Origin of the sequence: Sporomusa sp. GT1 (assembly GCF_014634905.1) — a bacterium.
Classification (GTDB): domain Bacteria; phylum Bacillota; class Negativicutes; order Sporomusales; family Sporomusaceae; genus Sporomusa; species Sporomusa sphaeroides.
In genome coordinates this window covers 23988-46031 of the sequence record NZ_BMBX01000009.1, presented here as the reverse complement: position 1 = coordinate 46031, position 22044 = coordinate 23988, and the positions used below count along the sequence as shown (strand labels likewise).

Sequence of the window (22044 nt, the reverse complement as noted above, 5' to 3'; positions counted from 1 at the left end):
GGAAATTCCATCCATAGAGATAATGTAAAAGCAGTAGTATTTTTGTATAATTCTATCATTACCATGACATAGTTTGTCATATTTCGAGGGAGGGATGGAGATTAATCATGAGTCGAAGCCATAGATATGGGAAAAAAACAAGAAAAATAGCGAGTATTGCGGTTGCGCTGCTGATGGGGACAGGCTTATTTATGCCTGCCGGTCATGCTGCCGGGCAAGGGGGAGATAGCCCGACCGTTGTCGTCAGCCAGTACCGCTTCAGCGGCGGGCAGGAGCTGGCAACTGACAGTGATTTGGCAGCCTTATTGGACGATAGCATTGGCAAACCAGCTACCATCAAGGATTTGGAACAGCAAGCCGATAGCATTACCCGTTATTTGCGTTCCAAGGGCTACTTTGTGGCCTTTGCCTACATTCCGGCCCAGGATTTTGCCAACGGCCAGATCAATATCGCGATTGAACCCGGTCGGTATGATCAGGTTATTATCAATAATGAAACAAAGATCCATGACAATGCCATCAAGCGGGAACTGGGCAAAGTAGCCAGCGGCGCCATTGTGGAAAAAAAGAGCCTTGAACGGGCGGTATGGCTGATCGGTGATCTGGCAGGTGCGGAAGCCAAGACTTCCTTGCAGGCCGGGTCTCAGCCGGGAACCACCACCCTGACCATCAATGTAAAGCCGGAAGGCAAGGAAACCTGGGGTTATGTGGGTGTGGACAATGGTGGCTACCGCTATACCGGTCGAACTCAGTATACGGCGCTGGTCAACCGGGCCAATCCCTTCAAAGAAGGCGACCTGTTGACTGTCAGCGGCCTGTATACCGGCAACGGCCAGAAAAACGGCAGCATCTCTTATACCACTCCGGCGCTTGATCAGGGCAGCCGGTTTGGCATCAGTTATGCCAGATCAAATTATCTCTTAGGCGGACCCTTTACCGTCTTGGGGATCACCGGCACAGCCGACACACTCAGCCTGTCATATCAGAAAAACCTTCAGCGTTCCCGCAATGCCAACTGGTATGGCCAAATCCGCTTTGACTCCAAGGACCTGAAAGATGAAGTGGAACTGCTTAACTACAAAAGCCGCAAGCATGCCAACAACTGGGTCATTGGCATCAACGGCGATACGTTGGACACCTGGCAGGGCGGCGGTAGCAACACCTATTCCTTTACTTATACCAAAGGCGATCTTGACCTGCGCGATGCGGACAGCCGGCTTGCTGACGCCGACGCGGTTACCGGCCTGCACACTAACGGTTCATTCGGCAAGTACAACCTCAATCTTACACGTTTGCAGCATATTCGCGAACGCCTGGCCCTCTACCTGACCTATAGCTATCAATGGGCGGACGAGAACCTGGATCCGTCAGAAAAAATGTATCTGGGCGGCCCCTACGGAGTCCGCGCCTACCCTGTCGGCGAAGCATCCGGGGATGAGGGCTGGATAGGAATGGCCGAGCTGCGCTGGAACCTGCCGGCCAAAGAAGGGGCAAAAGACACCTGGCAGTTCATCACCTTCGTAGATGCCGGTTCAGTTTCGCAGAATAAATATCCTCTGGCTATCAGCACTGAATCCAACCGCCGGTCACTTTCCGGTATGGGTGTGGGGGTTAACTGGAGCCGGGAAAACAATTGGGCGGCCCGCCTGCATTATTCGTGGAAGCTTGGTTCCGAGGAAGCGCAATCTGATGACGATAAGTCGGGACGCTTTTGGTTCCAACTGTATAAATTCTTCTAAGCGAAAATGACGGATACTAGGAAAAGGAGGTCAACACAATTATGCGTATTTCACGCAAACAACGCCGCGCCCGGCTGCGCCGAATGCAAGCGCAAAACAGTCTGAAAAATCTTCTGAAAAAAGGCGCCCGCATTGCGGCAGCAGCGGCTTTCCTGTGGCAGGGACTGCTGCCACAGCCGGCGTATGCCCTGCCGACAGACGGTCAGGTAACAGCCGGTTCGGCCATTATCAATCAGGCTGGTTCGGTCATGACCATTCAACAGCAGACAGCCCTGGCGGCCATCAACTGGCAGTCCTTTGGCATTGCCGCCCATGAAGCCGTACGGTTTTTCCAACCGGGAGCCAATTCGATAGCCCTCAACCGCGTTATCGGCAGCAACCCGTCCGCCATCTTCGGCAAACTGTCGGCCAACGGCAAAGTATTTCTGGTCAACCAGAACGGCGTTTATTTCGCCCCCGGCGCGCAAGTCAATGTCGGCGGTCTGGTGGCCACAACGCTTAGCATCACCGATGCCGATTTCATGGCCGGCCGTTATGCTTTCGCCAATCAAGGCAGTTCAGGCAGTGTCATTAATCAGGGGCAGATTGTTGCCGAAAATCAGGGCTTGGTTGCTCTTCTGGCGCCGGAAGTGAAAAATGAAGGCATCATTGTGGCCAAAAAGGGCAGTGTCATCTTAGGCGCCGGCAACCAGGCCACCCTTGACTTTAACGGTGACGGCAAGGTGCAGCTTGCCCTGGGCGAAGGTGCGCTCAAGGCCGTAGCTGACAACAAAGGACTCATCGAAGCCGACGGCGGCCTTGTCCTGATGACGGCTAAAGCCGGGCAGGACCTGACTTCCGCCGTTGTTAACCAGAATGGTATCATCCGTGCCAGGAGCCTGGACGGTGCAGCCGGCAGCGTAGCACTGCACGCCGCTGACGGCACGGTGCATAATTCCGGCGTCATTGACGCCTCCGCCATGACCGGCAAGGGCGGCAATATTGATATCTTTGGCAAGGATATTACGCTGGGTGAAGGCACGCAGCTTGACGTCACCGGCAGCATCGGCGGCGGTTACGTCCGCGTCGGCGGCGACTGGCAGGGGACGGGCGACGCGCCACATGCCCGGACGGTCACAATACATAACGGAGCAGCCATTGTGGCTGACGCCATTGATAACGGCCAAGGCGGCACCGTAGCCGTCTGGTCTGACGGCACCACCCGCTTTAACGGCGCGGTCAGCGCCAGAGGCGGTGCAAACGGCGGCGACGGTGGCAAGGTTGAGACCTCCGGCCATGTGCTGGCGGTGGGGAATACCGCCAGTGTGAACGCTTCAGCGTCCAAGGGCCAGGGCGGCGAATGGCTGCTTGATCCGATTAATGTGATTATCAGCGACAGCGGCAGCGGCCTGAGCGGTCCGGCTGTCAGCGCAGCTGCGGTCAGCGGCGCGTTAAATACAGGCACCGGTGTGACAATCACTACCACAACAACCGGTGGCGAAATCGAAGACGGTAATATTACGGTAAGCAGTAATATTGTCAAGACTGCCGGCGGTGACGCAACGCTGATTTTAAAAGCACATAATAATATCACCGTTGATGCCGACATTACTTCTAGCAGCGGCAAGCTAAACCTGGATCTGCATGCCGATTTTGACAACACAGCCGGCGGCGCGATCAAGCTAAACAGCGGCAAGCAGATTACGACCAACGGCGGCACGGTACTGCTCCATGGCGGCACCGGCATAACCGGCTATGCTAAAAATACGACGAATGACGATACACCCGGTGTGGATATTCAGGGCAGCATCACCACTGGCGGCGGCAGTATTACCCTGTATGGCTTAACTAACTCCAATACCACCGATGCGGCGGGGGTGTCGCTGACTGGTGAGTTAAGCAGCGGCGGCGGCGCTATCGGCATCTACGGCAAGAAAGACAACGTAGCGAGCGGCGGCGTTGGCGTCAAGCTGGGCGGCACCATTGATGCCGGAGCGGGGCTGCTGACCGTTAGCGGTGAAAATACACAAACCAACGGCAACGGCACGGCGATTGCACTGCAGAGTGGCGCTGCTATAGCGGCAGCAAATACCACGCTGATTGGCAATGCTATGACGTTTGACAGCGCAGCGCGGGTAACAGGCAGTACAGGCGGTACACTGACGCTGCAAACCAAAGACGCTACCCGTAATATCTTTGTCGGTACGTCTGGCAGTGGCGGCCTGGATTTAACAGGCAATCTGTTCTCCGGCTATGCCAGTTCAATATTTAAAAGTTATGACAAAACCGTAATTGGTCATGATTCCGGTACTGGCGCTATCACTGTCAACAACGCCACCTTCGGCAATGACGTGACACTGCAAGCAACTGGCACAAACGGCAAGATAAACATTGCCGGTGCGCTCAACGCCGGAACCAATACGGTAACGCTGAAAACCGGCGCTGACAGCGGTGGCATGGGCGTCATCACGGCAGGCGAACTGAACCTGCAGGGCAATAATGCTGTGTTTAGCTTAAGCGGCGCCAATGCAGTCGGTAATTTGGCAGGCAGTGTGAAAAGCGTAGCCTTTACCAATGCCGGCAGCTTCACCGTAGGTGAGGCAGGAGGCGCCAACGGTCTGTCGATTGCCGGCGACAGCACACTGAAATCGACTGCTGGCGGTGTTACTATCAGCAAGAATATTACCAGCCGCAGCGGAACGAATACACTGACTGTTGCTGCCGCTAACACCGGCAGCGGCAATATTGCAGTTGATTCCGGTGCAACCATCGGTGCGACCGCCGGCAAGCTGAATGTAACTTTTAACGCCGGGAAGGATATTGTCCTGGACAACGGCATTGTTGACAGTAAGGGAGGCAAGGTCGCGCTGACGGCACAGACCGGCAAGCTTGAACTGGCTAATACCACCGCTAAGGTTATGGCCGGTGCCGGAGATATTTACTTCCGGTCAAACACTTGGGGAGTGATGAACGGTGCGGTATCCGGTACAGGGAAATTAATTATTGATACCTCAACGGCAAACGGCACGATTGGCGTGGGCACCGGCACCGGCGATTTACAGATAATACAAACGAGTTTTAATCGGTTTACTCCCGGCTTCAGTGAAATCATCATCGGCCGGACGGACGGCACAGGTACAGTTAATGTCGGCCAGCTTGCCGTACAGGACAAGCTGACCGTTCAAGCCGGCGGTGCAACCGGCCGGATTACCTTTACCACAGGCGCCGATTTGCGGACAAACAACAAGGAATTGAAGCTGGATGCCGGCACGATTGACTTTACAAATACGGCCACTGTCGAAGCAGGCAGCGGCGACCTGATTTTGAGCGCGGATGCCATTACCAACTGGACCAATGCCAAGTTTGACGCCGTAACTGGCGGACAATTGCTCATTGCTCCGAAAACACTCGGGCGGGAACTGCAAATCGGCGGCACGGCTGATGCCGGCAAGCTGTCGGTAGATAATGATGGCATGACAAAAATTGCCGCCGGCCAGTTCACCAATGTCACCATTGGCCATGAGAGTGGCACCGGTGCGGTATCGGTTGACAGCTTTACGGTACCGTCCACTAACCTGACGGTGCGCAGTCCCGGCGGCGTGGCAACCATTAATAATGGGGCCACTATCACCGGGACGACCGGTAAGACCCTGACCTTTAAGGTTAAATCGCTGACTCAGAATGATTCATCAGCATTGTCTGTAGACAACCTGCTGCTGGATGGCAATGGCAGCGGCGCGTTTAACCTATCCTCCGCCACCAATGCTATCGGCACCGTTGCGGCTAAGGTGGGCAGCCTGAAGCTGTATAATGGGACAGATTTGAGCATCGGCACAGTGGGCGGTGTTGACGGTATTACCGCCACCGGCAAGGTAGAATTGGCAACCGACCGCATGACGGTGAACAAGAGCGTACGGACTGGCGGTGAACTTCACCTCTACAGCCAGACTCCCACCAAGACCATTCAGGTGGGCGGCACGGATAACAACTCTGACCTCTATCTGCGATCGGACTATTTCAATTCTGGCGATGTACTGGGCGGCGATTATAGTAAAATCATCCTGGGACGCCTGACGGAAAAATTTGATACAGTTGATCATAGCGGCAATATCAATATTCATAATACTACTTTCTCATCCAATCTGGATATCAGGACGACTGCCAGTGCCAACCTGTCCGGCACGGTTAAGATAGGCTCGGCTTCCCCCTATAAAGACCTGTCCATCACCGCCGATCAGGCCACCTTGCCCAACGGTTCCAACATATACGTTCGTAACCTTCATCTTGACCTGAAGAGTGGTCTGGGCGGTCTGGCAGGCAAAGTGAACGGTACCGGCGATCTGACCATCAAGGTGCCTGACACTAAAGACATCTATATCAGCGATACCTATGATACTGCCGGCGGCGGCTATAAGATCACCTATACGGCAATTAATAATGTGCTCACCGGCTTCAAGGAATTTGCGGTTACCGGCAAGCAGGATGTGTATTTTGACGAGGGCAGCATCAATAAATCGGTAAAAGTGGCTTCCGGGGCAGGCAGTTACGGTGTGACGGTACAAGGCAATGTAGGTATTAGCGGCGACGGTACAGAGGTGGATATCAGCGGCGGCAACTTTACCATGAACAGCGGCAAGAGCCTGACAGTGAGCGGCAGTGGCGCAATAGTCAATATTACGGCCGATAATACGGTCACTTTGAATGACAGTGCGAGCATCGCGATCAATGGCAGCAATGTAAACGTCACAGTCAGCGGCAATGAACTGGCGCTGGGAGCAAATGCTAAAATTGATCTCGGCAGCGATGTGGAAAGCAAGTTTACTCTTGCGGCAAATAAGCTGACCGAAACGTCAGACAGCATCGCCAACATCACTGGCAAGGGCACTCTGAATCTGGGGCCGCGCGATGCGGCGGTAACTCTTGACGTGAATAATAACGGCAGCGGCACTGGCCTGGTCATTACTCAGGCACAGCTCAACGGCGGCTTGTTCGGCAATGAGTTTAAAGACTTGACTTTAGGCAATGCAAGCGGCACTGGCCTTGTTACCATTGACGGCGTCAGCGTCGATAACAGTGTCACCGTTCAAAACGGCGCTACCGGTGAGATCAAAATCGGCAGTGGTGGTCTGAACGTAAACGGCTCGAATAAAGTCACACTGAAAGCTAATAAAATCAACAATTCCTCTGGCACAGGCGTCATTGACGCCGGCAGCGGTACAATTAATCTGTATACCGATGACCTGAGCAGTCTGACAGGTTCCAAGACCGTCAAAGGCTCCGGTACACTGGGTATCGCTACCTATAATGGTGGTAAGGTTATTTCCCTGGGCAATGTACAGAATGGGACAGGAAGCTTGTGGCTGACAAATAATTTATTAACCAATACCTTTGATACCACCTTCGATCATTACCGTATCGGTAATACCAATCAAGGTAGTATCTATGTAAATAATTTTGATCTTGGCTCTTCCAGACAAAATACTACCCTGATCGCCCAAAATATTGTCTTTGAAGGCAATGCCAATTTGGATGGCAAAACACTGGCATTGAATGCCAGCAACTCAGCCAGTCAGACAAATGGAATCATTACTGCCGATAGCCTGGCCTTGCAAGGAGGAACTTATAACCTGACCGCCTCCGCCAACCAAATCGGCACACTGGCTGCCAACGCGCAGCAGGTCAAGGTAAAAGCTGAAACGCTGATAATTGGCGAAATAGCGACTCCTGCCAACGGCACGGTAAGCGGCATTACTGCCAGCGGCAGCGGCGATGCGGTGGTGCTGGAGACTACCGAGGCGGCTGGGCTGACAGTAAACAAGGATATTAAAGCGACGCACGCGACAAATGGCAATATCACGCTGACAGCAGACAAGATGACCTTTGGCGGCGGCATCGTACAAGGTAAGGGTACCTTGAATGTGCAACAGTATAATTCCGCCACCACGCTGGGTATTGGCACCGGCGCGGGTACGCTGCAGTTAGGCGCAGGCTTGTTTAACGGCCAGATTTTCAAGGACGGCTTTGAGCACGTTTACCTGGGACGCGAGGATGGCACCGGCGCAGTAGAAATCGGCGGCAGTCTGACCTTTGTTGACCCGACCACCATCCGCTCACCGGGAACTGGCGGCAGCATTACCGTAAAGGAAAACGCTTCCATCACGGCCGGCAATAACAGCCTGGAATTCCGGACAGTCACACTGACGACCGAAGCCAACAGTACCATTGATACTGGCAGCGGTACACTGACACTGACGGTGGATAATCTTGAACTGGCAGGTGACGACAATCAAGCACAGGCTCCGATTTCCGGCACCGGTGATCTGATCCTGCAGACTCTGACTAAGGAACGGGACTTGTATCTTGGTGAAACAAAGGAAGGAGACGGACTGTTCCTGAAGTCGGGATATTTTGACGGTACTACAGCCAAGCGGGTGTTTAGGGATCGCGGCGACGGAAAAATCATTATTGGCCGGCCTGACGGCACAGGCACGTTGTATCAAATTGGCACAACCGGTTTTACCGATACGGTTATCATCCGTCAGGCAAGTGAAACGACCAGTACAGGCAAAGTAAATGTCCGGGGGAATATTAATACCAACGACAATGACTTTACCGTTGAGAGCAAATGGGTTGACATTGATGCCAAAATCAATGCCGGTACAGGTGATGTGTCCCTGACGGCTGACAAGCTGACGATTGCCAAGGGCAGCAAGATCAAGAGCAGCGGCGATCTCACCATTAAAACCTATTCGGAAGAGACGAATATCAACTTGGGCAGCAGTGGCGGTACATCGGATTTGAACCTGGACAGCGGTTGGTTTGATGGCACAGACCGCGTTTTTGAAGACGGTTTTAAGAACATCAATATTGGCCGGGACGATGGCACCGGTATGATCACCGTAAATGACAATTTTAAAGTAACTGATAATCTTACTATCAAAAACGGTAGCGGCATGGTGACTGTGACCACAGGTAAAAACCTCGACCTGTCCGGCAATAATCTGACTGTGACCACCAAAGAGGGTGCGATTACTGTTCCCGGCACAGTAACAAATGTCGAGACCCTGACAGCCACTTCCACAACCAATACCATCAGCTTCAACAGCAAGGGCAACACCATCGGCAAGCTGGGCAATATCACTGCCGGCAAGGGCATTGACATTAAAGACAGCGGCGGACTGACAATTAGCGGTACGGTAGACGGCAATACCACCGGCGCCTCTGGACAGAATATCACAGTTTGGACAAAAGACGGTAATCTAGTGCTGGGTGAAAATGGCAAGGTGGTTTCCCATGGTGATACGCCGGTCTATCTGACGGCTGAAGGCGGTCATTTTACCAACAATAATACCAGGACAAACTCCAAGGATATGATTGATCCTGGTAGCAGCCGCTGGGTTATTTCCACCGAAGATTCCCTGGGCGATAACTATGGCAAGCTGACCGGTGATTTCCGCCGCTATGGCACGGATTATGATCAGGTTACTACCCTCCCTGGCACGTATGTCGGCAACGGCACTACACACAAGTATCAGCCTGTAGCCAAAATTTATGGCGAAAAGGTGTATGGCAGTGGCAATGCGGAGTTCTTTAACGGCGGTCAGTTCAAGGTGGAAATCGCCGACTGGGCCCAGCGTCAAGCCTTGGATGATGCTTTCCTCGGTGACTGGAACACAGACCAAAAGGAATCCACCAAGTACAACTGGGGTTCTGGTGTCGGCAGTGGCACAAAACCCGGTGTCAACTACCGGGATGGCGTTAAGGGTACAGCTTATGGCACCGGCAATGGCGACGCGGCGCTGCAAGTGGTTTATAACGGTCTCAATCCGCTGAACTATAAGGTTGAAACGGAATTCTATGTCACGCCGAAGGAAGTGACTGTTACCGCCAAGGATTACAGCAAAATTTATGATGGGCAGCACTATATAGGCAGCAACGGTTTTACCGGCGGCAATGGCTGGGATTACAGCGGCTTTATCAGTGGTGAGAATGCAAGCAATGTCGGTCTCGGCGGCACCGTCAAATTCGGCGGCGGCAGTGCGGACAACGCAAAAAATGCCGGTGAGTATACCATCGGCATTGACGAGGCCAACAGCAATCTCGCGGCCAACAACTACAGCTTTAAGTATGTGGACGGCATACTGGAGATCACCAAAAAGGAAGTGACCGTCAAGGCCGGCGACCAAACCAAGGTATATGACGGTAAGACCTATAGCGGCGGCGCAGGCGACATGAGCTATGACGGTTTTGTCACCGGCGAGGACAAAGGTGTGATTAAAAAAGGCAGCGTATGGGATACAGGCGGCGCCAACAAGGATGTTGGCAACTACACCTTGAATATTGACGGTGATTTTGAGGCTGACAACTATACCTTCACGTATGAGAACGGCATGCTGACCATTACCCCCAAGGAAGTGACGGTCACCGCCAACGACCATAAGAAGACATATGACGGGAGCGCCTATGTCAGTGGTACGCACGAGGCGCGCTGCAGCGGCTTTGTCGCCGGCGAGGGTGATGCAAGCGGCGCGGCCAGCGGCATCATTACCTCAGGCAGCGTGAAGTACGGTGGTACTGCCGACGGTGCTGTCAATGTCGGTGGCTATATAATCGATATCGACGGCGATTTTAAGGCCGACAACTACACCTTCAAGTATGTGGACGGCACGCTGACCATTACTCGGGCAGGCTTAAGTCCGGAGGAAATAGCGCAGCGGGAAGCGCAAACCACCACGCAGCCCAAGCCAGGCAATCTGTCGGGAATCACTCCCGGTCTGCCCGGCAGCGGCAATCTGTTCCCCGCGCTGCCGGAATGGCCGGATATGACGCCGCCTGTTAATACCGGCAGCATTTCCGGATTGCCGTCCGGTGTTACCGGTGATGTGACCATTCAGACCGGCGGGTCGTCCAGTAATCATATCTTTGCAACCGAAAATGGCGGTTTTGCCCTCCGGCTGGACAGGCCAAACGGTGAAGAAAGAGACATTGCCGGTGAACGGCGGACATCGGGCGCTGTACCGGTGCTGTATGCTAACAGCGGTGAGCAGAAACTGGACGGCATCTACACCATTAACTACAACCCTGATAAACTCTCCATTCTGCCTTCAGCCCAGAGTGTGACTATTCCCAGGCTGGATGAAGTGGCACCAGATGTGAACAAAGGATTTAGTATGGTTTACAAGACGGAAGCAACAGGCTCCTTTGAAGTGGCTTTCGGCAACGGTATAGTCACCGTGCATCCCCTTGATCAGCAGGCATTGACAACCATAACCGGGGACAACAGGGAACCGGGTAAAGCCGTACTTGCTACAGGCATTCTGACAGCAGTAGAGGATCTGGGTGTTATGCCTGATCAAATTAGAGCGATTTACATCTTTATGGAAATCAATTCTCAAGAATAAATAGGCGGAGGTAATATTATGAAAAGTGATTTATTTGCAGATGGTATTGGTGCGGTTCACATTACCGGCAATCTGGTGCGGTTTGACTTGATGTCGCTGCAGCCGGGAGACGGGCAGGAAAGGCAGGAAATTACGCAGCGCCTGGTAATGCCGCTTGAAGGCTTTGTAAACGCTTTTAATTTGCAAGAGCAAGTAATCCGGCAACTGACCAAGAATGGTCTTTTAGTGGATGGCAGGGTTTTTCCCAAGACATCGGTTCCGGTTATGAAGGAAGAAGCGTAGGGTGATATATAAATTTTGTCCCGGAAAGTAGCTTTCGTCTGGAGCAGGGCAATACTACAGGATAAGCCGCGCGAAAAGGCAAGACAGACTTGAAATAAGCTGCGAAAGGCAGATAAAACCTCCTATGGTAGGATTAAACCTATCATAGGAGGTCTTTATGTTTCGGAATTCATATATTCAAGCCAGGTACACCGAGGCGGTAGGCATATCGGTAATGATATTGAGGAAAAACGTTAATTGTTAATGGCTGTGAAGAACCGTTACACCTGGTATCACTATTGGTGCTGGATTACTGTAATGGTATCGCCATCTCTTAAGCTGTCCAGGCTGCTTATTATGACTAGGCTTTCTGCAGGCAGGCTGGAGGTGATTTCCGTGAAATCGTCCATGGTTTTGCCTACGCTTATTTGTTGAAGCACAGCCTTACCATTGACCGCCAGGTATACATAGGTTTGCCCCTGGCTGTCCTGGAGAATTGACGCTGTGGGAACTGCGGGGACGACGGCTGTCTCACCGGTGTTTATATGAATAGTGGCGGGCATACCGGCCTTCAGCGATTCGGCAGGTTTACTTGCGAGTTTGATATGGGCAAGGAAAACAGGATTTTGTTTAGCCTCCACTTGGGGGTAAATGCTGGCAACCTGACCAACGATAGTTTGCTGCGCTGCTTCTACGATAACAGGTGTGCCTAACTGGACAAGATACAGGTCTTTTTGTTCCAGCTGAACAACAGCGCCTACTTCCTGACCGCTGCCTAAGGAAAGCAGCAGTTGACCGGCCTGCACCTCCTTAGCGGGAGCGGCGGCCAAGCCGGTTACTATGCCGTCGATGGGAGCGGTAATGGTAGTCGGGCCGGTTATGCTGCCGGCAGACTGGGTTCCGGTGGCAGCAAGGCGTTCTTTGGCTTCTTGCAGCTTGGCGGTGATACTCTCCATTTGCCGCCGGGGAATGGCCCCGATTTCGTACAGTTTTTGGTAGCGGTCATATTCTTTTAAGGCATTATCATAATTGGTTTGCAGCTGCTGTGACGGTACTGCGGCCTGTTGTGTGACTGCCGAAGGAGAGGGTTGGAGCTTAAGCAGTGGCTGACCGGCTTTGATTGTCTGGCCTTCTGTTACATATATTTCACTGGGGTGGCCGGAGAATGCGGCATGAATCGGGACAGAGGCTGCGCTTTCCAGGGACCCTGTCCGGGTGACCTGTATTGGCTTATTTATAGTGCCTAACGGTATGGCCGTGAGGTTAACCGGCGCTTGCGGGCTTATCTGCCGGGGCCAAAGTTCGGTTGGCAGTTGCTTGGAACTGACGGCCAGCAGCAGTGCTGCTGCACAGACAAGTACCGTTAGTGCAAGGAGCAGGCGAGAATTCTTGGTGAGCATTTTCATAGCAGTCACCTCCCATAATAATACGGTAACAGCTACTATGTTCGCACTTTTCATTTTTGCCGTCAAGTAGTAACGCAAAAAATGAAAAAATCAACATTAAAAGAAAGCCAAAAAGACGGATTTCCGTTATAATGTATAGTATAGGATTTTTTCCTTATAGCAGTTAGCGGTTTTGCCCAACTATTATGGCTGCTATATTTACTTTAAGGAAGGAACATTGTAATGCATACTCCGCAGGAAACTCATACTAAGAATAACACAGAGCGCAGGCCAGTACCTGTTTCTGTTAGATGGATTATTTCGTTATTAGGGGTACTTATTCTCCTGGGAATGGGGGCAGTTTTTGCCCACAATCACCAGCCACTTAGTGTAAGCAGTAGTGCAGCAGTAGAGTTAGTTCCTTTTCAGCCCGGCGGGTCGGGACAGGTGCTCATTCCGGGCAGTTTGGAACACGGCGGTGATAAGGTTGCGGCTAAGCCGTCCATCTGGCCGGTTAGTGGCGAAGTTACTTCTGGTTTTGGCTGGCGTAATTCGCCTTTGGACAGTGGCAGTGAATTGCATGCGGGAATTGATATTGCCAACAGTATGGATACCCCGGTTGTAGCTACTGCCGATGGCACAGTGGTGCGCAGTGAATGGGCCGGAGGCTACGGCAATCTGGTGCAAATTGATCATGGCAATGGCATTGCCACTATTTATGGGCACAATTCCCGCATTATAGCAAGCTCCGGTCAACATGTGAAAAAAGGCCAGGTCATTGCCTATGTAGGCAGCACCGGGAAAAGTACCGGACCGCATGTTCATTATGAAATCAGAGTCAATGGTACGGCTGTTGACCCTATTGGCTTTATGGTTCAATACTAATAGATAGCACTTAATTAGCGAGGAGAGTTGACATGACTACTTTTGTATGTTACCCGAAATGCACTACCTGCCAAAAGGCAAAACAGTGGCTGGATGATAATGGCGTCAGCTATGAACAGCGGCATATTAAGGAAGAAAATCCGACGGCAGCTGAGCTGCAGGAATGGCAGGCGAAAAGCAAGCTGCCGTTGAAAAGATTCTTTAATACCAGCGGCTTATTGTATAAATCCCTAAGTTTGAAGGACAAGCTGCCAACCATGTCTGAGGCGGAGCAGTTTGCGCTCTTGGCCACTGACGGGATGCTGGTTAAGCGTCCGATATTGATTACTGGCGACAAGGTCTTGGTTGGGTTTAAGGAAAGCGAGTGGGAGACGCTTAGATAGTATTGTGGCTGTGCGCTCATTTAACATGACAAGAGCGTTGTTGTACCGGGCAAGGAGGTCTAGTGTTGACTCAACTACAAAAAGCAGCGGCTTTTTTGCTTATGATTGGTTTAGAAAAGAGTAGAAAGGTATTGAATTTGATGGATAGTGATGAGATCAAAACTATTTCTGCTGAATTCGCTAAACTAACAGAGCTTTCACCCCATATACAAGAGCGGGTTCGGTATGACTTTGTGCAATTAGGCTATGAACCTGAGATGAATCCGGCGGAAACGCTGTATGTCCTTCGGCAATTATTTAATGGCAGCAAAATTAGAAAAGTACCGTAACTCTGATGCTGAATAATATCCTGGACACTTGTGTGGCATCTGGTGAGATTTGGGATTGTTTAAAATTCAGCATTGTATTTTGTCAGAAAATATGGTACAATTTATTTAATATTTGGGTAAGCTGTCTGAGATTGAGTGATTTTCACCTTTCTTGCGGCAAACCCTAGGTGTCTGGAGTGGAACAAAGTTATCGTGCTGAATCCATGAGGGTACGTCCCGAATGAGAAGGCGAGAGAATAGCGGCGATAGATTGAGGAGCATATTTTTGTGATGCTCTCCTTAATTATTGACTTTCTATCCTTGTGCCTTCGGGTACAAGGATTTTTGCATTAAGAAGAAAGGAGCTATTTTATGGAAACGAGAATTGCGTTAGTTGGCATAGTGGTTGAAAACAAGGATTCTGCCAAAAGAATAAACGATATTCTTCACGAATATGGCGCCTATATTGTAGGCCGAATGGGAATTCCCTATCCCAAGCGTAATGTTTCCGTGATCAGCATTGTAATGGATGCTCCCAGTGATACCATCAGTGCACTTTCCGGCAAATTAGGAATGATTCCCCATGTCAATATTAAAACGGTGTATTCGAAACTAGCTTCTAACACAGATAAATAGCAAGCACTAATTTTGTTAAGAGTGTTCACTTTCTACCGGACGACTTTGCAGCGGTTTTCATCGGGGCAGGCAGGGGATTTTTTCAGATAGAAAAAAATGCGTAAAAAGGAGTCTTGACTATGTATAATTGCAAATCAAAAATTGCCACCGAATTTATTGACGATCAGGAGATTTTGGATACGCTTGATTATGCGCAGAAAAACAAGAGCAATCGAGAACTAATCGAGAGCATTCTGGAACGGGCCAGGGACTGTAAGGGTCTGACCCACCGGGAAGCGGCGGTGCTGCTGGAGTGTGACCTGGAAGAACAAAACGAAAAAATGATGTCTTTGGCAAAAGAAATCAAGCAAAAACTTTATGGAAACCGCATTGTTATGTTTGCGCCTTTATATCTTTCTAATTACTGTATTAACGGGTGTGTGTACTGCCCTTATCATTATAAAAACAAGAATATTTCCCGCAAAAAGCTTTCGCAGGAGGATATTGTACGTGAAGTAATTGCTTTGCAGGACATGGGGCATAAGCGCCTGGCTTTGGAAACCGGTGAAGATCCTGTTAACAATCCTATTGAGTATGTATTGGAGAGCATTAAAACTATCTATAGCATAAAACATAAGAATGGAGCCATTCGCCGGGTGAATGTCAATATTGCCGCAACCACGGTGGAAAACTACCGCAAGTTAAAGGATGCAGGCATTGGCACTTATATTTTATTTCAAGAAACCTATAACCAAAAGGCATATGAAGAGCTGCATCCAACCGGCCCCAAAAGTGACTATGCTTATCACACCGAAGCTATGGACCGTGCCATGGAAGCCGGCATAGATGACGTTGGCATTGGAGTTTTGTTTGGCTTAAATATGTACCGGTATGATTTTGTCGGCCTGTTAATGCATGCCGAGCACTTGGAAGCGGCTATGGGAGTTGGCCCGCATACCGTCAGCGTTCCCCGGATTCGCCCGGCAGATGATATTGATCCCGAAGATTTCAGCAACGCCATCTCGGATGATATATTCGCGAAAATAGTAACTGTGCTCCGGATTGCCGTTCCCTATACGGGCATGATTGTTTCTACCCGCGAATCGCAGAAAACCCGTGAGCGTGTGCTGGAATTGGGAGTATCCCAAATTAGCGGCGGTTCCAGCACCAGTGTCGGCGGCTATGTTGAACCCGAAGCGGAAGATGATAATTCGGCACAGTTTGATGTTAATGACCGGCGCACTCTGGATGAAATTGTGAATTGGTTGCTAAGTCTGGGCTATATTCCGAGTTTTTGTACTGCCTGCTATCGCGAAGGGCGCACCGGAGACCGGTTTATGAGCCTGGTGAAATCAGGGCAGATTGCTAACTGTTGTCAGCCCAATGCCCTGATGACGCTGAAGGAATATTTAGAGGATTATGCTTCGGCAGACACCAAGGCAAAGGGCGAAGAGGTAATTGCCAAGGAAATTCCCCGTATTACCAATGAAAAGGTTCGCGCAATTGCTGTAGAGCATTTGTCCGAACTTACCGATGGCAAACGTGATTTTCGTTTCTAAGTGAAAGACCTGGCTCTGGTTCCCTTGCGGATCAGAGTCAGGTCTTTATGCATGCAATAGAGATTTTAGCACCCAGTCGAGATACCGGTGACGGCACTCCCGGTCATAGTAGTCAAAATGCGCAAGGCTTTGCAGCTTATCGCCGACTAATACCGGCAGCTCCAGGCAGCTAAACATCTGAAAAATTTTCATGGTTAAGTCAATCTCGTCCTGGTTTTGGGTGATTTCCCGTACTGCTGCCTTTACTTTATTTAGCCCGGTTTGTTTCATAATTTCAATATATTCGCAGGAGGATACGGATTCATGCAAGGTCTGCTCAATAAAATTGCGAAAAACATCCGGGTATTCCAGGCTATAATCGGCATAGCTTCTAAGAAAATTTCTAATTCTATCCTCAGGTGGGACGGCTAAATTATCCAGATGGTCAAAAGACTGCATGAGCGCATCTGTAAAGGTTTTCAGTGCTTCGTTTACCGCATTGTCTTTAGAACCAAAATAGTAGTTTATGGCAGCTACATTCACTTCAGCCAGGGTGGCAATCTTCCGGCTGGTTACATGGTGGGCCCCTTTGGTACCGATAATCCCCAGCGTAGCGTCCAAAATCTTTTTCTTGATGGCCAGTTTATTTTCCGAATGGGTGGTCATTGCTCCAACTCCTTGCACCGGGAATAATAATTTGCCGCAGGTTTACACTATACCTATGCTGCACTTTATCATTTATGGACTACTAGGCTGGTGTCTGGAAATTATCTGGACAGGCGTAGGTTCGCTGCTGGACGGAGATGTTTTTTTGACAGCCAGAACCTACTTATGGATGTTTCCCATATATGGCTTAGTCATAGTATTTGAGCCATTGCATGACATAATCCGGTACTGGCCGGCATGGCGGCGCGGGACTGTCTGGATGCTGCTGTATTTCGCCGTTGAATATCTTACCGGCTGGCTGCTAAGTGTTGTGCTGGGTACTGTACCTTGGGATTATTCCCTGGCTGCGCTCAATATCCATGGGTTGATCCGTCTGGATTATGCCCCTGCATGGTTTGTTGCCGGCCTATTATTTGAAAAAGTTCATGATAGGCTGGATCATGTCCGGATATATCAATAGTTTACCCAATAGCTGACTAAAGTTTTTCTTTGGCTACGGCCAGCATTAATTTTATGCGGTTTATCTGGTTAACCTCGCTGGCCCCGGGATCATAGTCGATGGCAACAATATTAGCGTTAGGATAATTGCGGCGTAACTCTCTGATCATACCTTTGCCGGTAATATGATTGGGCAGGCAGGCAAATGGCTGCAAGCACACAATATTATCCACGCCGCAGTGAATGAGTTCGACCATTTCGCCGGTCAGCAGCCAGCCTTCACCGGTGAAATTGCCAAGAGATATATGTTTTTCTGCCAGTCTGGCTATATTCTCAATCGTATACGGTGCTGTAAAGCGTTTGCTTGTTGTCAGCGCTTTGCGGAGGTGGCGGCGGTAAAACTCAATAACCCTTCTGAACAAGCTGCCCTTGACCTTATCCGCTAAGGTACCTGCTAACAGGTTATAGTTTACCGTACTGTCATAAGCGCAGTAGAGAAAGAAATCCAGCATATCAGGCACCACAGCTTCCGCGCCCTCGCTTTCCAATAACTCAACAAGGTGATTGTTGGCTGTTGGGTGGTATTTTACCAATATCTCGCCAACCAGACCGACCCGCGGTTTTTGCAGCTGTTCATCAATTTCCAGATTGTCAAAATCACGGACAATCCCGAAGATGTTGTTTTTAAACTGGTATCTTCCGCCTGTCAGTATATCCTGCCGGCATTTGGCGGCCCAGTAATCATACAGTGCCTGGGTCGAACCAGGCTGCTTTTCGTACGGTCTTACCCGGTACAGCACCCGCATCAGGAGGTCGCCGTAAATAATACCTATGATTAAATTCTCAAACAGCGATAATGTCATGGAAAACCCCGGTTGGTTTTCTCCGCCGAGTGCAAGTACAGGTATTTGAGGCATACCGGCATCTTTAAGGGCTTTACGGGCCATTGCCACATAATTGGTCGCGCGGCAGCCGCCGCCGGTTTGCGATAACATAACTGATGTGTTATTAAGATCATACAGCCCGGATTTTAATGCCTTCAATAGTTGTCCGATTACAATTATTGTCGGATAACAGGCATCATTATGGACAAACTTTAACCCCTCGTCAATTGCAGTTTGGTCAGGGGTGGGGGCTACTACCAGCCGATACCCGGCTTTGCGGAATCCTGCTTCTAAAAACTGAAAATGAATGGGAGACATTTGCGGTGCCAATATGGTATGGCATTTTTTCATTTCGGGGGTAAAATCAGGCCGGCATTGATGGGTGGCGGCAAGTTCAGCGGTTTGTTTGCCAATAGCTTCCCTGCCTCTGTCGTTGAGAGCGGCTAAGAGTGAGCGCACTCTGATTCTGGCGGCGCCCAGGTTGTTGACTTCATCCAGCTTAATGGCCGTATAGACTCGGTTATGGGCCTCAAGGATTTCTTTTACCTGGTCAATTACAACGGCATCAAGCCCGCAGCCGAAAGAGTTGATCTGGATTAATTCAATAGCAGGCTGTGTACTAACAAAACTTGCTGCCGCATAAAGGCGGGAGTGGTATGTCCACTGATCAACAACCCGCAGCGGCCGGTTTATTGTACCCAAATGCCGTACTGCATCCTCTGACAATACGCCCAAACCATAGGATTGAATGAGTTCAGGCAAACCGTGATTAATCTCCGGATCAATATGATAAGGCCTGCCTGCCAAAACAATTCCGTTAATATTCCGGTCAGCCATAAAGGCCAGCGCTTCCTGCGTTTTACGCTTGACATCGGCTTTATAGCAATCCAGCTCGCTGTAAGCTGCATCGACAGCAGCACTAAGCTCTTGCTTGGTAACAGCCTCTGCCGCCAGTTCCTGCATTAGACGGCTGATCAAGCGTTCACGGTGATTAAGCGGCAGGAAGGGATGAAGAAAAAGAATACCTTTTTCCCGCAGGATATCCATATTGGCCTTAATATTTTCCGGATAGGAGGTAACGATGGGGCAGTTATAGCAGTTGTCGGCAGCAGGATCTTCTTGTGTGGTGTAGGGAATGCAGGGATAAAATATCTTTTTTACCCCTTTGGAAACCAAATCACTGATATGTCCGTGCACAAGCTTGGCCGGGTAACAAATGGAATCCGAGGGGATGGTTTCCATACCCAGTTCATAGAGTTGGCGTGAAGATCGGCCGGATAAAATGACCCGGTAGCCGAGTTTAGTGAACAGGGTATGCCAGAAAGGATAATCCTCATACATGTTAAGCACCCGGGGAATGCCAATAACCCCGCGGTTGGCCACAGACTCAGGCAAAGGCTTGTATTGAAACAGTCGTTGATATTTATAGGCATACAGATTTGGCAGTGTATCAGTCACTGTGGTTTTACCCACACCGCGTTCGCAGCGGTTGCCGGCATGATACTGCCGGCCGTTGGAAAATTGCTGTGTGGTAATCAGGCAGTGGTTACCGCATAATTGGCAGCGATGATTGGTGGTGTTAGCAGTAAAACTGTTGAGGTCAGCCGCTCTCAGGAGGGAAGATCCGGCTCCGGCGCAGCGTTCTCTGGCAATCAGCGCCGCCCCGAAAGCACCCATAAGGCCGGCAATATCCGGACGGATAATTTCCCTCCCCAGCATTTGTTCTAATGCCCGCAGCACGGCATCATTGTAAAAGGTGCCACCCTGAACCACGATTTTGGTGCCCAATTCATCAGTGTTTTTTAAGCGGATTACCTTAAATAAGGCATTTTTGATTATCGAAATGGAAATGCCGGCGGCAATATCACTGACTTCGGCGCCTTCCTTCTGCGCTTGTTTAACCTTTGAATTCATGAACACCGTGCACCGGCTGCCCAGATCGACCGGATGCTGCGCTTTCAGAGCAAGCTGAGAAAAATCGCCAACCGTCATACCCATTGCCTGGGCAAAGTTTTCAATAAAGGAGCCGCAGCCGGCAGAACAAGCTTCATTGAGCATAATGGAGTCAATTATGCCATCCCGCACGAAAAAGCTTTTCATATCCTGGCCGCCGATATCCAGGACAAAAGTAACATCAGGTGAGAAATATTGGGCAGCCTTAAGATGGGCCACTGTTTCGACTTCACCGATGTCCACCTGTAAAGCGGCCTTGATAAATTGCTCGCCATAACCAGTAACGGTTCCGCAGGCAATCCGGGTATGCGAATTTAGCTGTTGATACATGGCTTTAAGCGCCGCAATTACTGTTTCCAGGGGGTTGCCGCGGTTGCTGGTATAATAGGAATACAATAAGCTGCCATCCTCGCCAATTAGTGCCAGCTTAGTTGTCGTTGAGCCGGCATCAATTCCTAAATAGGTGTCGCCGCTGTAATTCTCCAGGTTGCCGCGTTTAGCCGTATGCTGTGCATGGCGGGCGGCAAAGTGCCAGTATTCTTTTTCGTCGGTAAAGAGCGGGTTCAGTGATTGTTCGCTTTTAAGCTGAAGGTCAAATAATTTGCTGGATTTTTTTTGCAAAAGCTCATACGCGACCGGCTCTTGCTGTGGGGTAAGAGCTGCTCCAATGGCGACAAAGTATGGTGAACTTTCGGGCGCCAGCACTTGCTCGGTGTTAAGCCCTAAGGTTTCCGTGAACCGCCGCCGCAGTTCAGATAAAAAGTGCAAAGGACCGCCGAGAAAGGCTACCTTGCCACTGATTGGCCGGCCTTGTGACAAACTGCTGATGGTCTGATTGACAACCGCCTGCAATACAGAAGCGGCAATATCTTCTTTAGAAACACCTTCATTCATTAGCGCCTGCACATCGGTTTTGGCAAACACGCCGCAGCGGGAAGCAATGGGATAAATGATGCTGTACTTCTTGGCAAGCTCATTTAAGCCCTGGGGGTCGGTATGTAAGAGGGCCGCCATATGGTCAATAAACGCACCCGTACCGCCGGCGCAAACACCGTTCATGCGCTGCTCCACGGTTTGATCAAAATAAGTGATTTTAGCGTCTTCGCCCCCAAGTTCAATTGCAGTGCTGGTAGTAGGGATAATATGTTTGATGGCATTGGTGGAGGCGATTACCTCCTGGACAAACGGCAGTCCCAGCAGCTGGGAGATACCCATGCCTGCTGATCCTGTAAACATAATGGATAGTAATTTTTGTTGAAGGATTGTATGGGCTTTAGCTGCTACCGACTGAAACGCAGTTGTTATATCGGAAAAATGCCGCACATATTTTTGAAACACAATATGATTCTGTTCATCAAGAATAACCATTTTTAACGTTGTCGAACCAATGTCAATACCAACACGCAATGTTTTATTCATTTGGGATCTCTCCTATTACTGCAATAAATTCAAACATTGTTTAACTTTATTATAGGTTTTACTTCCCAAAATGACAATTATTTTTTATTATTCTTTTTTGGATGGTGTATTTTGATTATTTCTGCCGAATTTTGTATAAGTTAGCAGGATTTTTTTATTTTGCTGGGAATACATAGTAAAATATTGGCTC

General features: G+C 50.1%; 11 protein-coding genes and 1 pseudogene. 9 read left to right on the top strand and 3 right to left on the bottom strand.

The features are described 5' to 3' along the window. Window positions 1–107 precede the first annotated feature (107 nt). The 3 genes from GT1_RS11965 to GT1_RS11955 are packed head-to-tail and all read left to right on the top strand — an operon-like array spanning window position 108 to window position 11401. Window positions 108–1739, top strand: a complete 1632-nt coding sequence (locus GT1_RS11965; RefSeq protein WP_188398897.1) for a ShlB/FhaC/HecB family hemolysin secretion/activation protein — start codon at window positions 108–110, stop codon at window positions 1737–1739. A 41-nt stretch (window positions 1740–1780) separates the two neighbouring features. Further along, window positions 1781–11119: a filamentous hemagglutinin N-terminal domain-containing protein gene (locus GT1_RS11960; RefSeq protein ID WP_188398896.1), complete on the top strand. Its 9339-nt coding sequence runs from the start codon at window positions 1781–1783 to the stop codon at window positions 11117–11119. 18 nt (window positions 11120–11137) lie between these two features. Then, window positions 11138–11401: a hypothetical protein gene (locus GT1_RS11955; protein ID WP_188398895.1), complete on the top strand. Its 264-nt coding sequence runs from the start codon at window positions 11138–11140 to the stop codon at window positions 11399–11401. A 275-nt stretch (window positions 11402–11676) separates the two neighbouring features. On the opposite strand, the gene GT1_RS11950 is transcribed toward GT1_RS11955, so the two are convergent. Continuing rightward, a complete protein-coding gene (locus GT1_RS11950; protein WP_188398894.1) occupies window positions 11677–12786 on the bottom strand; it encodes an efflux RND transporter periplasmic adaptor subunit in 1110 nt (369 codons plus the stop codon). Between the two features lie 462 nt (window positions 12787–13248). Here GT1_RS11950 and GT1_RS11945 point away from each other — a divergent pair. The 5 genes and pseudogenes from GT1_RS11945 to hydG form a co-directional block, all read left to right on the top strand. Beyond that, a pseudogene (locus tag GT1_RS11945) lies at window positions 13249–13650 on the top strand (M23 family metallopeptidase); the annotation flags it as partial. 32 nt (window positions 13651–13682) lie between these two features. Continuing rightward, a complete protein-coding gene (locus GT1_RS11940; RefSeq protein ID WP_188398892.1) occupies window positions 13683–14033 on the top strand; it encodes an arsenate reductase family protein in 351 nt (116 codons plus the stop codon). A gap of 65 nt (window positions 14034–14098) precedes the next feature. Then, window positions 14099–14362, top strand: coding sequence for a hypothetical protein (locus GT1_RS11935; RefSeq protein WP_188398891.1), 264 nt, complete (start codon window positions 14099–14101; stop codon window positions 14360–14362). 351 nt (window positions 14363–14713) lie between these two features. Continuing rightward, complete coding sequence (locus tag GT1_RS11930) at window positions 14714–14977, top strand: TM1266 family iron-only hydrogenase system putative regulator (RefSeq protein ID WP_075756879.1); 264 nt, start codon at window positions 14714–14716, stop codon at window positions 14975–14977. Between the two features lie 119 nt (window positions 14978–15096). Next, window positions 15097–16515, top strand: a complete 1419-nt coding sequence (gene hydG, locus GT1_RS11925; protein WP_188398890.1) for a [FeFe] hydrogenase H-cluster radical SAM maturase HydG — start codon at window positions 15097–15099, stop codon at window positions 16513–16515. Window positions 16516–16560: 45 nt separating this feature from the next. Here the strand turns inward: hydG and GT1_RS11920 are convergent, their stop codons facing one another. Next, window positions 16561–17160: a TetR/AcrR family transcriptional regulator gene (locus GT1_RS11920; protein ID WP_188398889.1), complete on the bottom strand. Its 600-nt coding sequence runs from the start codon at window positions 17158–17160 to the stop codon at window positions 16561–16563. Window positions 17161–17215: 55 nt separating this feature from the next. Here GT1_RS11920 and GT1_RS11915 point away from each other — a divergent pair, with 55 nt between their 5' ends. Next, window positions 17216–17620 (top strand): hypothetical protein, encoded by a 405-nt coding sequence (locus tag GT1_RS11915; RefSeq protein WP_188398888.1) that lies wholly within the window; start codon window positions 17216–17218, stop codon window positions 17618–17620. Between the two features lie 16 nt (window positions 17621–17636). Here GT1_RS11915 and GT1_RS11910 read toward each other — a convergent pair whose 3' ends face one another. Beyond that, window positions 17637–21854, bottom strand: coding sequence for a 2-hydroxyacyl-CoA dehydratase (locus GT1_RS11910; RefSeq protein ID WP_188398887.1), 4218 nt, complete (start codon window positions 21852–21854; stop codon window positions 17637–17639). Window positions 21855–22044 lie beyond the last annotated feature (190 nt).

Excerpts from the sequence above, each read along its gene's own strand:
- GT1_RS11965 (WP_188398897.1), top strand. The coding sequence starts at position 108 with ATGAGTCGAAGCCATAGATATGGGAAAAAAACAAGAAAAATAGCGAGT.
- GT1_RS11960 (WP_188398896.1), top strand. The coding sequence starts at position 1,781 with ATGCGTATTTCACGCAAACAACGCCGCGCCCGGCTGCGCCGAATGCAA.
- GT1_RS11955 (WP_188398895.1), top strand. The coding sequence starts at position 11,138 with ATGAAAAGTGATTTATTTGCAGATGGTATTGGTGCGGTTCACATTACC.
- GT1_RS11950 (WP_188398894.1), bottom strand. The coding sequence starts at position 12,786 with ATGAAAATGCTCACCAAGAATTCTCGCCTGCTCCTTGCACTAACGGTA.
- GT1_RS11940 (WP_188398892.1), top strand. The coding sequence starts at position 13,683 with ATGACTACTTTTGTATGTTACCCGAAATGCACTACCTGCCAAAAGGCA.
- GT1_RS11930 (WP_075756879.1), top strand. The coding sequence starts at position 14,714 with ATGGAAACGAGAATTGCGTTAGTTGGCATAGTGGTTGAAAACAAGGAT.
- hydG (WP_188398890.1), top strand. The coding sequence starts at position 15,097 with ATGTATAATTGCAAATCAAAAATTGCCACCGAATTTATTGACGATCAG.
- GT1_RS11920 (WP_188398889.1), bottom strand. The coding sequence starts at position 17,160 with ATGACCACCCATTCGGAAAATAAACTGGCCATCAAGAAAAAGATTTTG.
- GT1_RS11915 (WP_188398888.1), top strand. The coding sequence starts at position 17,216 with ATGCTGCACTTTATCATTTATGGACTACTAGGCTGGTGTCTGGAAATT.
- GT1_RS11910 (WP_188398887.1), bottom strand. The coding sequence starts at position 21,854 with ATGAATAAAACATTGCGTGTTGGTATTGACATTGGTTCGACAACGTTA.